Origin of the sequence: Vibrio sp. ZF57, assembly GCF_001691235.1 — a bacterium.
Taxonomy (GTDB): domain Bacteria; phylum Pseudomonadota; class Gammaproteobacteria; order Enterobacterales; family Vibrionaceae; genus Vibrio; species Vibrio crassostreae_C.
This window is the reverse complement of record NZ_MAKD01000108.1, coordinates 63315-77599: the sequence shown is the minus strand read 5'-3', so window position 1 is coordinate 77599 and position 14285 is coordinate 63315. Positions and strand designations below refer to the sequence as shown.

The window sequence follows — 14285 nt, the reverse complement described above, 5'->3', positions numbered from 1 at the left end:
AACGCCTGATGAAATAAAAAAGAAGCGAGCACTATGCTCGCTTCTTTTTTATCACTCTCCCCATAATCGATATGCTTCACCAATTATTCTTAACAATCTCATTGATGAAACTTTACATGATAATAATTATTATTTAAATTAACCGCCTATTGATTAATGAGGTAATACAATGATTAGCGAATGGGAAAAACACACGTTACTTGCCGATACTGCATTGCAGCTCGACGATCCTGTACGAAGTATTCTTCATTATCAGCAGGCTTTGAACTTAAGTGAAGAAATTACAGAACGCACCGATATTCAAGCCGATGAGCGGTTACTGATTTCGGTGATTTCTTGCCACAATCTTGCTCAATTCTGGCGTTGGGCTGGCGACACTGAATACGAGCTCAAGTATCTTCAACTGGCTTCTGAAAAGGTACTCACACTGATCCCTCAGTGCCCTAATACTCAATGTTCAAGCTTTATCGATTCTATTGGTTGCTGTAAGAAAGCGCTGATCGATTTCATGAAACGCCACCCAAACCCTAAAATTGCCTCTATGGTGGAAAAGATCGATACCGCGACCAACTGTGAAATGATCGCCCGCTTCCGCTTGAATTAAACAAGTTCCGTTAAAACAACGACTCCAAATTTAAAACATAAAAAAGCCCGTCATCAAGACGGGCTTTGTCATTTCAAAACAAGCTGTTGTTTAGCTTAAACCTGTGTGCGACCTAAAGAGATCACAACACGTCGGTTCTTATCTTTACCAATTGGCGAGTTATTGTCCGCAATCGGACGACGCTTGCCATAGCCTTGCACTTGGATACGATCTTCTGGCAGGCCTAGAGATTTGAAGTACTCTCTTAACGATTCTGCTCTGCGCTCTGAAAGGTTTTGGCTAATCCCTTTGCTGTCGACAGAGTCGGTGTACGTTGCCACCAGCACAAGGTCGATGTCTTGGTTATAGCGAACGTAATCGGCAATCTGGCTCAGCCTTTTGCGCGACGACTTGTTCAACTGGTCGCTGTTGCGGTCGTAATGCAAAATAGTGAAAGAGATATCTTCAAAGCTGTAAGGCAGCAGGTTAGCAACACAGTCACTGAACACATTGTATTTTTCTTGGAACAACACCGACGACAACGACACTTCGATACGTTGATCTCGGCTCTGCCACTCTTGGTAGCTGAATGTCGGATAACGCCCTTTCTCCAACTCACTCAAGATGCCCCAAGCTGTTTGACCGCCGACATAGCCGTCAAATTGCTGGAAGAACTTAATGGTTGTCATACGATCAGCACTTTCACCCGGACGCCAAGGTGGCGGCATAGAGATCAAGCTTACATTGCGCGTCGCACCCATTGGACGGCGCATTTTAAGCTCAAAGTCCAAAATGATTTTTTTACTCGCGCGAGATGAGAACTCAGCATCACCAAAGTTTGGAATTGGGTGGACCAAGCGACATTCAAGTGGCGTGTTGGCTACCATCTCCCATGTCGACTGTTGAGGAGATGCTCCGTAACGCTTTTCTTGTGCCATGACCGATGACGACACAAGTAGCGAAAATAGCATTGAACCTGTTATGAGTTGTTTCTTCATAAAGTGGAGTATCTCTTAAGCAATTCGTTTAACAATGCAGCCAATTGCCGCATTTTTCTCTCACGTTTAAATATGCAATTATCAAGCCGCAATGGGTTAGGTAATTTAAGATTTATTGCCCTTCCCTAGTTTTTATCACTGCTATTATCTGCAATAATGCAGCCTTAATCACACTTATTTGGGCTAACATGACTGTAGAAAACGAAGCTCTGACCCTAAAAAAACGCTTTCGCGGCTATTTTCCAGTGGTCATCGACGTGGAAACCGCAGGGTTTAACGCTGAAACCGATGCATTATTAGAAATCTGTGCCATTACATTAAAAATGGATGAGAACGGAGATCTGCACCCTGCATCAACGCTTCATTTTCACATTGAGCCTTTTGAAGGCGCAAATATAGAGCAGGCAGCATTAGACTTTAACGGAATTAAAGACCCATTTAGCCCATTACGTGGTGCTGTGTCGGAACAAGAAGCCCTTAAAGAAATCTACAAGCTAGTGAGAAAAGAACAAAAAGCTTCAGATTGCAGTCGCGCAATCATGGTTGCTCACAACGCTACATTCGATTTGAACTTCGTTAATGCGGCAAGTGAGCGCTGTAAGCTTAAACGCGTCCCTTTCCATCCATTTGCTACTTTTGACACTGCAGCTCTTAGTGGTCTTGCCTACGGCCAAACCGTTTTGGCTAAAGCTTGCCGCACTGCAGGGATGGAATTTGACAACAAAGAAGCACACTCTGCTTTGTATGATACGCAAAAAACCACAGAGTTGTTTTGCGGCATTGTAAACAAATGGAAAGCCCTTGGTGGTTGGCCTCTTGTTGACGAAGAATAAAAAATAGAGTCGGTAAACGTTTTTTCGTATTGCCTTCATAAAAAACACAACATCCCGAGAATAATATGAATCCTGTTGTAATTTCAGTTTGCATCATGCTTGTTTTAGCTTTGATGCGTGTAAACGTAGTCGTTGCTCTGACGTTCAGTGCAATTATCGGTGGCGTAGCCTCTGGTATGAGCTTGAACGACGCAGTCGCGGCTTTCGAAAGTGGATTAGGCGGCGGTGCAACGATTGCACTTAGCTACGCTATGCTTGGTACATTCGCTGTAGCTATCTCACGTTCTGGTATCACAGATCTACTTGCTCAAAGCGTTATCAAACGCATTCACGGCAAAGAGAACAGTGCGGCATCGACTGGTCTTAAATACGGCATCCTTGCGTCGTTGATCTTAGTGACCATGTCTTCACAAAACGTGATTCCAGTACATATCGCCTTCATCCCAATCTTAATCCCACCTCTACTAGGCGTATTCGCAAAAATGAACCTAGACCGTCGTCTAGTTGCGTGTGTACTTACTTTTGGTCTGATTACACCTTACATGGTGCTACCGATTGGTTTTGGTGGCATCTTCCTAAACAACATTCTGCTTAAAAACCTTCACGACAATGGTCTTGAAAACGTAGTAGCAAGCCAAGTGCCAATGGCGATGTTGTTACCCGCTGCGGGCATGATCTTCGGTCTTCTTACTGCAGTATTCTTTACTTACCGTAAGCCTCGCCAATACAAAGAAACCTCTCACACTGTTGTTTCAACAGAAGTGAAAGAGATCAACAAGAAGCACATCCTAGTAGCAGCAGCTGGTATCGTAGCAGCGCTAACAGTTCAACTATCGACTGGCTCTATGATCATCGGTGCTCTAGCGGGTTTCATGGTATTTACCTTCGGTGGCGTTATTGCTTGGAAAGAGACACAAGATGTCTTCACCAAGGGCGTTCACATGATGGCAATGATCGGTTTCATCATGATTGCAGCAGCAGGTTTCGCGGCAGTTATGAAGCAAACAGGTGGCGTTGAATCTTTGGTTGAAGCACTTTCAACAAGCATCGGCGACAACAAGCCTCTAGCAGCACTACTTATGCTAATTGTTGGTCTATTGGTTACTATGGGCATTGGTTCTTCGTTCTCTACGATTCCAATCCTTGCAACTATCTACGTTCCACTAGCAGCAGCATTTGGCTTCTCGCCAATGGCAACAATCGCTCTAGTAGGTACAGCTGCTGCACTTGGTGATGCGGGCTCTCCGGCTTCTGACTCAACATTAGGTCCAACGTCTGGTCTAAATGCTGATGGTCAACACGAGCACGTATGGGAAACCGTAGTACCGACGTTCCTGCACTACAACATCCCACTGATCGTATTCGGTTGGATTGCAGCCATGGTTCTGTAATTAGGTTCTGTAGTTAAACAGTCCTACGCTCACTTTTATAAAGACCGCCTCGTGCGGTCTTTTTTGTCTCTGAGATTCATTCTACTCTTCCTTCCGCTCACTCTCATTGAACTAGCGACACCAAACAAAAAAGGCTTACTCTGATGAGTAAGCCTTAGAAATCATTGCGAATACAGATGACTCTCGCTGAATTACGCAGCGGGAGCATTACTCACTAAAATTTCGCGAATAGACTTAAGCGTCGCTTCCGTTGAATGATAATCCAATTCAACTTCACTAAAGATGCCGTTCACTTCAAGCATTAAGGTCGGGTAAGAAAATACACCCATCGCTTCTTTAAAGCCTAGCTGGTCATCTAACTCACTTTCCAATAACTTGCTAGAAAGGTCATTTTCAAACTGTTGAACATTCATACCTAGCTCTTCAGCCAACTGCAAATGTGTGTCTTGGCTATGTGGCAACATCGCACGAAGGTAGTAAGCATGTTGAATCGCTTCAAGCATCGCTTCGTAGTGGTCTTGAAAACCTGCAGCAATCACGGCACGGCACGCAGGGTAAGTACTGCGAACAGGTTGGCACTCTGTCCAAAAATCATGGTTAAACTCAGTACCCAACTTAGCTTCGATCTGCTTCCAAATCGCTTGCAGCTTGCCTTTCATCTCTTCTGACATTGGCTCATCAGAATCCGGGGCCAAACCACCCACTACATAGTTAAACTCAATGCTCGCAGGCAATTGTTGTTTCAATAACTCAAGTGTTGGCTTGTAACCCCAACACCAGCTGCACATTGGATCATGCACATAATGAAGTTTTACGTTCATTGTTCATTCCTTATCGAGTCAATGATTCGATCAATTCAAACAAAAAAGGAGCCTGATTAAGGCCCCTCATTTTAACTATTCAGCGCAAAGGCTAGAACTTATTCAGCGTCATCGCCAGCAACTTTAGCCGCTGCTTCTTTGATGATTGGCTGAAGTTCGCCTTTTTGGAACATCTCAAGAATGATGTCACAACCACCGATTAGCTCACCTTCAACCCAAAGTTGTGGGAAAGTTGGCCACTGTGCGTAAGCAGGAAGCTCTGCACGGATATCAGGGTTTTGTAGGATATCTACGTAAGCAAATTTTTCGCCACATGCCATTAGAGCTTGAGACGCTTGAGAAGAGAAACCACAGCTAGGTAGCTTAGGAGAACCTTTCATGTACAGTAGAATAGTGTTTTCTTCAATTTGCTGTTTGATTTTATCGATAGTTTCCATTGCTTCCTCGTTAATGGATTACGGCTTTTATTGCCTTTATTCTACCCCAAACTAAAAGAATAAAAACCATATAAAAAAAGCGGTTAACAAGCTAAGCTAACAATTCACACAAAAGTAATGAAATAAGCTTTTAATAAAGTAAAAACTTGCTAAACTATATCGCAAGTCAGCAAATTGACCATGGTTGGCAGTATAGCGAGCCATGAATAATAATATCACTGGAAGCAATCGAAAGAGTTAACTCTTTCATATCAATGGAGAATTGAGCAATGGCATTTGAACTACCGGCTCTTCCTTACGCGAAAGACGCGCTAGAACCACACATCTCAGCAGAAACGCTAGATTTCCACCACGGTAAGCACCACAACACTTACGTTGTTAAGCTAAACGGCCTTATCCCAGGTACTGAGTTTGAAGGCAAAACACTAGAAGAGATCGTTAAGACTTCTACTGGTGGTGTTTTCAATAACGCTGCTCAAATCTGGAACCACACGTTCTACTGGCACTGTCTTGCTCCTAAAGCGGGCGGCGAACCAACTGGCGCTGTTGCAGAAGCTATCAACGCTGCATTCGGTTCTTTCGAAGAATTCAAAGCGAAATTCACTGATTCAGCAATCAACAACTTCGGTTCTTCTTGGACTTGGTTAGTTAAGAAAGCTGACGGTTCTCTAGACATCGTTAACACTTCTAACGCTGCTACTCCTCTAACAGAAGAAGGTGTTACTCCACTTCTAACTGTTGACCTATGGGAACACGCTTACTACATCGATTTCCGCAATGTTCGCCCTGACTACATGGCTGCATTCTGGAACCTAGTAAACTGGTCTTTCGTAGAAGAGAACCTAGCTAAGTAATTATTGCTTACGCTGCGCTATTTATAGCGAGTTATCTATTGAAAGCTCATGCCTCGGCGTGAGCTTTTTTGTATCTGTCGTGTTCCACAAAATCTAAACATTTCGTAATAAACCCGCCAATAGCGCTTACTTCTCGAACTATTGATAGCCTTCTTCCCAACCCTACATAAATTCTCTATTTGCCTGTAATTAAACACTAAAGTTTGCCGACTCCATGCCGTTAAAGGTGTATCCAATGAGAGGCGACATGCAAATACATACTTTAGACAAAGCAGGAATCATCAACGAACTGAAGTTCGGCATCGGGATCAGCCAAGCGGTTGAGCAAGGTCGCCGTGCAGATTTCGCGTTGCTGTTATCTATGTTTTCTAATGATGTCCGTGATTGCACGCCAATTGACACCATTGAAATCACAGAGACAAATGAAGATCGCCTGCGCAAACAATTTGGCGTAGCAGAACCTCAACAACTGCGTTCAAACCAGTCTTCATATGAGATTTCAGCTCAGCAATCTAATCATTTTCATCAAGCTAGCCTTGCCAGCGCCAAACTCAGCCATTACTTGAAACCTGAAGCGCTTGCCTTCATGCCTGAAGATACAGCCGACTTACCCGAAGAGGTTTACCAAAACCTTTCTGGTCATGACCGACGCAAACTCGCAAACAAGCATTTACCTGATTTGCCACATGCCACGCTCTACAATGAGCTAACCACCGCGCAACGTCGGTATCAAATTCAAGCTCAAGTATAGCGATCACCTACCTTTCCCTTTTTCGCTGTCTATCCATAGCTCTTCTTCGACTAACTCGCACACTTCAAAGTATTCACACGAATGATATGAACCACTAGCCTTAGGCAACCTAAAAACACCTGATGTCGGTTACCGCTTGAAGTTACTACAAAATGTGACGTGCCACTAAGTTCATAAAAACTTATTAATTGGCACACCTTAGTTTGAACCAATTCACACCCGTTGTATAAATTTTAACCCATCCTTATCCGACATGGACGATTTGTTTAGGTACTGGGATGGAAATAAAAAGCTCAATCATATTGGTGACATCTGCCGGCTCGCGACTGGGGGGGGCGATTGCGAACCACTTTGTTAACCTTGGAGCCACCGTCATCCTTTGTGATAAAGACACGGAAGCACTTAAAGCGACGTATCTACAGTGTGCCCGGTTTTCTGACTCTGTTTACCACTACACGCTCAAAGGCAATGACAGCCAAGCGATTCTCAGCGTATATGATTTTATTCAAACCACCTTCAACACGACACCCGATGTGCTGGTCAATAACTGGATAAGCTCCCCAATGCCTAGCCTAATTGGCGATCAGCCTGTGAGCAGCTTTATTAATGATCTCTCATCGATGGCATCGACCCTGTTCGCATTTGGGCAAATCAGTGCTGAGAGATTGCGAGAGGAAGATAAGGAAGGCGTGATTGTGAATGTGATATCTCATGATGACTTTCACGATGTGTCTGGCTTAGAGAGCGCAAACTCAATGATCACTGGCTTTACCCATAGTTGGGCGAAAGAGCTGACTCCCTTTGGCATTCGAGTCGGTGGCGTTGTTCCCGCCGTTCATAACTCCGATGGCAAGCTCAACCGATGTCACTGGGCGCAGCTGCAAGACGAGCTGACCAGAACAACCGAATACATTGTCTCGAATGACTACTTCAGTGGGCGAGTTGTCGCGGCAGAGGTTTAACTCCCTATTCCAATTGAACATGACTGGCTCAGCTCATATTAAGTAGCAGAGCTATTGCCTCTCAATCCGTTTTACAAACGAACCAAACATAAAAAAAGCCCCAGTCTCTCGACTGGGGCTTTCATCTTTTCCCGATAGATAAGTATCGTGCTAGCGAAAACTTATCTCAAAACTAATGCTTACTTATTATGCGTTAGCTTTTTCTTTTTTAGCTTTTGGCGCTTTCGCTTCAGCTGGCTTTTGGTCTGCTTTCTTAAGGATAACTGTAGTACCTTCGAAAGTTTCGCCTTCAACGTATGGTTGGCCGAAGTAAGAAGTTGTTAGAACTTCTTTTAGCTCAGTGATTAGAGGGTAACGTGGGTTAGCACCTGTACACTGGTCATCGAACGCTTCAACAGCTAGCTCGTCTAGTTTAGCGATGAAGTCAGACTCGTTAACACCCGCAGCTTGGATAGATAGTGGGATGTCTAGGTCAACTTTAAGCTCTTCTAACCAAGTCAGTAGACGTTCAATCTTCTGAGCTGTACGGTCACCAGCTTGGCTTAGGCCTAGGTGGTCAGCAACTTCAGCGTAACGACGACGTGCTTGTGGACGGTCGTACTGAGAGAATGCAGTCTGCTTAGTTGGGTTATCGTTCGCGTTGTAACGTACAACGTTTGAGATAAGTAGTGCGTTAGCAAGACCGTGTGGTAGGTGGAACTCAGCACCAATTTTGTGAGCCATTGAGTGACACACACCTAGGAATGCGTTCGCAAATGCTACACCAGCGATAGTTGCTGCGTTGTGTACTTTCTCACGAGCTATTGGGTCAGCCGCACCATTTTTGTAGCTTGATGGTAGGTATTCTTTAAGCATCTTAAGAGCTTGAAGAGCTTGACCGTCTGAGTACTCGTTCGCTAGAACAGATACGTAAGCTTCAAGAGCGTGAGTTACTGCATCGTAACCACCGAACGCTGTTAGAGACTTAGGCATGTTCATTACTAGGTTCGCATCAACGATAGCCATGTTTGGCGTGATTTCGTAATCAGCTAGTGGGTATTTAGCACCAGTCTTGTCGTCAGTAACAACAGCGAATGGAGTAACCTCTGAACCTGTACCTGAAGTTGTAGTGATACATACAAGCTCAGCTTTTTGACCCATTTTAGGGAACTTGTAGATACGTTTACGGATGTCCATAAAGCGCATTGCTAGTTCTTCGAAGTGAGTTTCTGGGTGCTCGTACATAACCCACATGATCTTAGCAGCATCCATTGGAGAACCGCCACCTAGAGCAAGGATTACGTCAGGTTGGAAGCTCTTCATTGCTTCAGCGCCTTTCTCAACAACAGATAGCGTTGGATCCGCTTCTACGTCGAAGAAAGTTTGAACTTCGATGCCTTGTGCTTTAAGCAAGCTAACTACGTCATCTGCGTAACCGTTGTTGAATAGGAAACGGTCAGTTACTAGGAATGCGCGTTTCTTACCTTCTAGGTCGCTCATTGCGATTGGAAGGCTACCACGACGGAAGTAGATAGACTTAGGTAGTTTGTGCCACAACATGTTTTCAGCTCGCTTCGCTACAGTTTTCTTGTTGATAAGGTGCTTAGGACCTACGTTCTCAGAGATAGAGTTACCACCCCATGAACCACAACCTAGAGTTAGAGAAGGTGCAACGTTGAAGTTGTACAGGTCACCGATACCACCGTGAGTAGTCGGGATGTTGATTAGGATACGAGCAGTCTTCATCTTGTCACCGAAGTAACGGATGCGGTCTGCGTTAGTATCTTGGTTAGTGTAAAGACCAGATGTGTGACCGATACCACCGATTTCAACCATAGTTACCGCTTGAGCAACTGCGTCTTCGAAGTCATCTGCGCGGAATAGACCTAGAGTTGGAGATAGTTTCTCGTGAGCGAATTCGTCATCGTAAGAAACTTTACCAAGACCTTCACCTACAAGTACTTTTGTATCAGCAGGAACTTTAACACCAGCCATTTCAGCGATTGCTGGAGCAGGTTGACCTACGATTTTAGCGTTTAGGTTGCCGTCGATAAGCAGAACTTTACGTACTTTATCAGCGTCAGCTTTAGATAGAACGTGAGCTTTGTGAGAAGCGAAACGCTCTTTAACTTCGTCATATACTTCGCTAACTACGATTGCAGCTTGCTCAGAAGCACATACTACGCCGTTATCGAAAGTCTTAGACATAAGGATAGATGCTACAGCACGTTTGATGTCAGCTGTTTCATCGATAACGACAGGAACGTTACCAGCACCAACACCGATAGCAGGCTTACCTGAAGAGTATGCTGCTTTAACCATGCCTGGACCACCAGTAGCAAGGATAAGTGCGATACCGTCGTGCTTCATAAGCGCGTTAGAAAGCTCTACAGATGGTTGGTCGATCCAACCGATGATGTCTCTTGGAGCACCAGCTGCAACAGCTGCGTCTAGAACTAGTTTCGCTGCGTCGTTAGTTGAGTTCTTTGCACGTGGGTGTGGCGAGAAGATGATGCCGTTACGTGTCTTAAGAGAAATTAGAGATTTGAAGATTGCTGTAGAAGTTGGGTTCGTTGTTGGAACGATACCACAGATGATACCTACAGGCTCAGCGATAGTCATTGTGCCTAGGTTGTCATCTTCTTCTAAGATGCCACATGTTTTTTCGTCTTTGTATTTGTTGTAGATAAATTCAGATGCAAAGTGGTTTTTGATAACCTTATCTTCAACAATACCCATTCCAGATTCAGCAACTGCTTGTTGAGCAAGTGGAATACGAGCGTGGTTAGCAGCAAGAGAAGCTGCGCGGAAGATTGCGTCTACTTTCTCTTGAGAGAATGTTGCAAACTCTTCTTGTGCTGCTTTAACGCGAGCTACTAGAGCATCAAGTTCCGCTAAGTTAGTTACAGGCATGGTGGATCTCCTAAAATAATAAATATTAAAAACTTTTTATTAAATTCGCTGCTTGCCGTTAACCTTAAACACCAGCGTTCTTAGTAAATTGCTTTCAGGGCTGAGTATATTATTTCACTGTGTGAAAAAAATTGACCCAGATCAGTTACCCAAAAAGAATTAACCAGAAAGTAGTAAGGCAATCGCAAAAATGAACTTAAGAGCATGATTTATATAGATTAAACTCACACTTTTCGTTCGCGAAAAAAACAAGCAAACAGACAACTTTTTTCTACATAGCGTAATAAACTGTAAAAAAGTTTCATTTTTAGTCCGTTAAATTACATGTATACAGCTATATTCGTGCTACTGAGAGTATATCCATACCGTTGTACGGGCTAGATTCTGACATAATTTTTATTAATTTCGTGCGTCGGTTAACAGTTACTCAATAATAAATTACAAAATTAAACACTACCAACTAGCTTGCAACAGGCTTAAAACAAAAGTGAGATTCAATTAGTTTTTCTAAAAAGAATCACCCATTTCAAGTTAGTTTTTTTCATTCGCGTAAATCGAGTTTGTCCCTTACATTACGCGCCTAAACTATTCACAGATCAACCCTTCAACCTTAAGTACGCTAACTGGAGATCGCTCTCATGCAAGGCTTAGAACTCGCAATTTTTATGCAATTCTTCCTTGGGCTTGTTGCTGCCGTAAACCCAATCGGCATCATGCCTGTTTTTGTTTCTCTTACTGCTCATATGCCGCCAGAAGAGAGGAACAGGACAGCCTTACAAGCAAACATTGCTGTTGCCGTGATCCTCATTGTCTCTCTTGTTGCGGGGCAAATGCTGCTTGATATGTTTAGTATCTCGCTGGACTCATTCCGTGTTGCAGGTGGTTTACTATTACTGAGCATCGCATTTTCGATGATGAGCGGTAAGCTCGGTGAAGATAAGCAGAACAAACAAGAAAAATCTGAATACATCAGCAAAGAGCAAATCGGTGTTGTTCCACTGGCTATGCCGCTAATGGCAGGCCCAGGTGCTATCAGCTCGACCATTGTTTACGGGTCTCGCTACCCTGCTGCTATTGATACGGTCGGCATCGGCATTAGTATCATCGCATTCGCAACATGCTCTTGGCTTTTGTTCCGTTCAGCGCCGGTTATCGTTCGCTTTTTAGGTCAAACGGGTATCAACGTGATCACTCGTATCATGGGCCTGATTCTTGGCGCATTGGGCATCGAGTTCATCGCCAATGGTCTACGCAATCTGTTCCCAGGTTTGGCATAACGTTTAACGGCATTTCGGTTGCTCTATAAAGGGCAACAATATTGAAATATAGATAAGACGAGTAAAGCAATTGGGCTTTCACTCGCCTCGTTATTATGAAGCTTGTATAATGACTGTTAATGCATTTAACAGAATACGAACCTCTCCTTATGTCACGCAAGCCACTCAAGCATCATTTGTACGTCATTATCTTTGGTACTCACACGCCAGCCGGACGTGCATTTGATATAACTCTGATCGTTGCAATCTTGGCTTCGCTGTTGGTTCTGATCTTAGAATCCATCCCTAATGTGATGACCGAATGGTCACAACAGCTGCGTTATATCGAATACACCTTCACTGCACTCTTCACTCTTGAGTATTTGTTAAGGCTCTATTGCTCCCCAAAGCCAAAATCTTACGCCACCAGCTTTTATGGTGTCGTTGACCTATTGGCGATTCTTCCGACCTACCTAGCAATCATCTTCCCAGGCGCTTCATTTATGGGTGTGGTGAGACTGCTGCGTGTGATGCGTATCTTCCGAATCCTAAAGCTGGTTCGCTACCTGCAAGATTCCAATATTCTGTTGCGCTCACTATTAATGGCACGACGAAAGATACTGATCTTCTTTAGCACCGTCGGCATCTTGGTGGTTATCTTTGGCGCCTTGATCTTTGTTATTGAAGGTCCTGACAATGGCTTCACCAGTATTCCTCACAGTATCTATTGGGCCATCGTGACTATCACTACGGTAGGTTATGGTGACATGGTGCCGCAGACCGCGCTTGGTAAAGCCATAGCATCACTGACCATGCTATTGGGTTACTCTATCTTAGCAGTGCCAACCGGGATCATTACTGCAGAACTCAGTAATGAGATGAACTCGCACAAAGAATTGGTTAAGTGCCCGAACTGTAACCGAGCGGGTCATGATTCAGACGCCATGTATTGCAAGCACTGTGCTAGCGAATTAGCGGATCCAGACAAGCGTGTCGTCACCGACGAGAAATAAAAGCAGACACGAGATTCGAGTAGCGAGATGCGAAGAGATTTAAGGGCAGTTTCGAGGGCCGAATAACGAGGTAGCAATAAACTAAAAAGGGTTGACGTTTGTCGTCAACCCTTTCGGTTTATCAGCTAATAGAATTTAAGCAATCTTGCCTATTACGATTTCTCAGCAAGGATAATGCGTAGAGTACGACGTAGTGGTTCTGCAGCACCCCAAAGTAGTTGGTCACCAACCGTGAATGCGTTTAGGAAGTCGTTACCCATCGACATCTTACGCAGACGACCGACAGGTACAGACATTGTGCCTGTTACTTTCGCTGGTGTTAGCTCCTGTGCCGTGATGTCGCGGTCATTAGGAATCACTTTAACCCAATCATTGTGCGTTGCGATGATCTCTTCGATCTCGTCCATTGGCACGTCTTGCTTAAGCTTGATCGTTAGTGCTTGAGCGTGACAACGCATTGCACCGATTCGTACACAAGTACCATCAATTGGGATTGGCTGACCATCTAGACCAAGAATCTTGTTCGCTTCAACACCGGCTTTCCACTCTTCTTTACTCTGACCGTTTTCACGCTTCACATCGATCCAAGGAATCAGTGAGCCTGCAAGCGGAGCACCAAATTGGTCTGTTGGGAATGAAGATGAACGAATCGTATCAGCCACTTTCTTATCGATATCAAGAATTGAGCTTGAAGGGTTTGCTAACTCAGAACTTACGCTGTCGTTGATCACACCCATTTGTGAGATCAGCTCACGCATGTTCTTAGCACCCGCACCAGAAGCTGCTTGGTAAGTCATGGCACTCATCCACTCAACCATGCCTTTCTCGTACAGACCACCTAGAGCCATAAGCATTAAGCTCACAGTACAGTTACCGCCAACGAACGTGTTGGTGCCGCTGTGAATGCCTTGCTGGATTTGAGCCAAGTTAACAGGATCAAGAGTGATGATTGAATCAGCATCCATACGCAGAGTAGATGCTGCATCAATCCAGTAACCTTTCCAACCTGCTTGACGCAGTGCTGGGTATACTTTTGATGTGTAATCGCCGCCTTGACAGGTAATCACAGCATCAAGCTGTTTTAGGCTATCAATATCAAAAGCGTCTTGAAGTAGACCCGCATCTTTACCACCTAAAACAGGGGCAGGAATACCAATCTGAGATGTGCTGTAATAAACAGGCTCAATCAAGTCGAAGTCTTTCTCTTCAACCATACGTTGCATCAGTACAGAACCAACCATACCGCGCCAACCAACTAGACCTACTCTCATCGCTCACTCTCCATGTATAAATTAAAAATTGCTCTCCCCCATCTATAAGTTTTTCAGAAACAGAACTCAAGTGCTTTTTGTCAAAAAGTGTAACTTTTTCGTTTCTTTTAAGTGAACGTAATGAATCGTGCAGTTATCTCTGTATCGACATTCCATCTCCACCTCATTGATTAAGCGTCCATTATCGTCAAATTCAAACATTTACATCGCCAAAGTCGATTCA

13 protein-coding genes are annotated in these 14285 nt (G+C 44.2%); 8 read left to right on the top strand and 5 right to left on the bottom strand.

The genetic code is table 11. The features are described from left to right. Positions 1-169: 169 nt before the first annotated feature. A complete protein-coding gene (locus tag A6D97_RS16895; RefSeq protein ID WP_004734047.1) occupies positions 170-604 on the top strand; it encodes a DUF2753 domain-containing protein in 435 nt (144 codons plus the stop codon). Between the two features lie 95 nt (positions 605-699). Here the strand turns inward: A6D97_RS16895 and A6D97_RS16890 are convergent, their stop codons facing one another. Continuing rightward, entirely contained in the window at positions 700-1581 is an 882-nt protein-coding gene (locus A6D97_RS16890; RefSeq protein WP_017063457.1) for an OmpA family protein, read from the bottom strand. Between the two features lie 188 nt (positions 1582-1769). Between A6D97_RS16890 and rnt the strand changes: the two genes are divergently transcribed. Together rnt and A6D97_RS16880 are read left to right on the top strand one after the other, a co-directional pair. Then, positions 1770-2414 carry a ribonuclease T gene (gene rnt / locus A6D97_RS16885; RefSeq protein WP_017061178.1) on the top strand — a complete coding sequence of 215 codons (645 nt, stop codon included), beginning with the start codon at positions 1770-1772 and terminating at the stop codon, positions 2412-2414. A gap of 65 nt (positions 2415-2479) precedes the next feature. Continuing rightward, the gene (locus A6D97_RS16880) at positions 2480-3805 is read left to right on the top strand and encodes a Na+/H+ antiporter family protein (RefSeq protein WP_048611564.1); all 1326 of its coding nucleotides are present in this window, start codon (positions 2480-2482) and stop codon (positions 3803-3805) included. A 191-nt stretch (positions 3806-3996) separates the two neighbouring features. On the opposite strand, the gene A6D97_RS16875 is transcribed toward A6D97_RS16880, so the two are convergent. Further along, complete coding sequence (locus tag A6D97_RS16875; protein ID WP_017061180.1) at positions 3997-4626, bottom strand: DsbA family protein; 630 nt, start codon at positions 4624-4626, stop codon at positions 3997-3999. A gap of 98 nt (positions 4627-4724) precedes the next feature. Beyond that, positions 4725-5063 carry a Grx4 family monothiol glutaredoxin gene (locus A6D97_RS16870; protein WP_004741702.1) on the bottom strand — a complete coding sequence of 113 codons (339 nt, stop codon included), beginning with the start codon at positions 5061-5063 and terminating at the stop codon, positions 4725-4727. A gap of 269 nt (positions 5064-5332) precedes the next feature. Here A6D97_RS16870 and sodB point away from each other — a divergent pair, with 269 nt between their 5' ends. The 3 genes from sodB (at position 5333) to A6D97_RS16855 (ending at position 7630) form a co-directional block, all read left to right on the top strand. Continuing rightward, complete coding sequence (sodB, locus tag A6D97_RS16865; RefSeq protein WP_004734050.1) at positions 5333-5917, top strand: superoxide dismutase [Fe]; 585 nt, start codon at positions 5333-5335, stop codon at positions 5915-5917. A gap of 247 nt (positions 5918-6164) precedes the next feature. Further along, positions 6165-6668, top strand: coding sequence for a VC2046/SO_2500 family protein (locus A6D97_RS16860; protein WP_276202729.1), 504 nt, complete (start codon positions 6165-6167; stop codon positions 6666-6668). 278 nt (positions 6669-6946) lie between these two features. Then, on the top strand, positions 6947-7630 hold the full coding sequence (locus tag A6D97_RS16855; RefSeq protein ID WP_017061182.1) for an SDR family oxidoreductase: 684 nt from the start codon (positions 6947-6949) through the stop codon (positions 7628-7630). A gap of 186 nt (positions 7631-7816) precedes the next feature. On the opposite strand, the gene adhE is transcribed toward A6D97_RS16855, so the two are convergent. After that, entirely contained in the window at positions 7817-10522 is a 2706-nt protein-coding gene (gene adhE, locus A6D97_RS16850; protein WP_017061183.1) for a bifunctional acetaldehyde-CoA/alcohol dehydrogenase, read from the bottom strand. Positions 10523-11160: 638 nt separating this feature from the next. Here adhE and A6D97_RS16845 point away from each other — a divergent pair. Both A6D97_RS16845 and A6D97_RS16840 read left to right on the top strand, forming a co-directional pair. Then, a complete protein-coding gene (locus A6D97_RS16845; protein WP_004734056.1) occupies positions 11161-11799 on the top strand; it encodes a YchE family NAAT transporter in 639 nt (212 codons plus the stop codon). 149 nt (positions 11800-11948) lie between these two features. Continuing rightward, entirely contained in the window at positions 11949-12791 is an 843-nt protein-coding gene (locus A6D97_RS16840) for an ion transporter (protein ID WP_029235134.1), read from the top strand. Positions 12792-12943: 152 nt separating this feature from the next. Here A6D97_RS16840 and asd read toward each other — a convergent pair whose 3' ends face one another. After that, positions 12944-14062 carry an aspartate-semialdehyde dehydrogenase gene (gene asd, locus A6D97_RS16835; RefSeq protein WP_017061186.1) on the bottom strand — a complete coding sequence of 373 codons (1119 nt, stop codon included), beginning with the start codon at positions 14060-14062 and terminating at the stop codon, positions 12944-12946. Positions 14063-14285 lie beyond the last annotated feature (223 nt).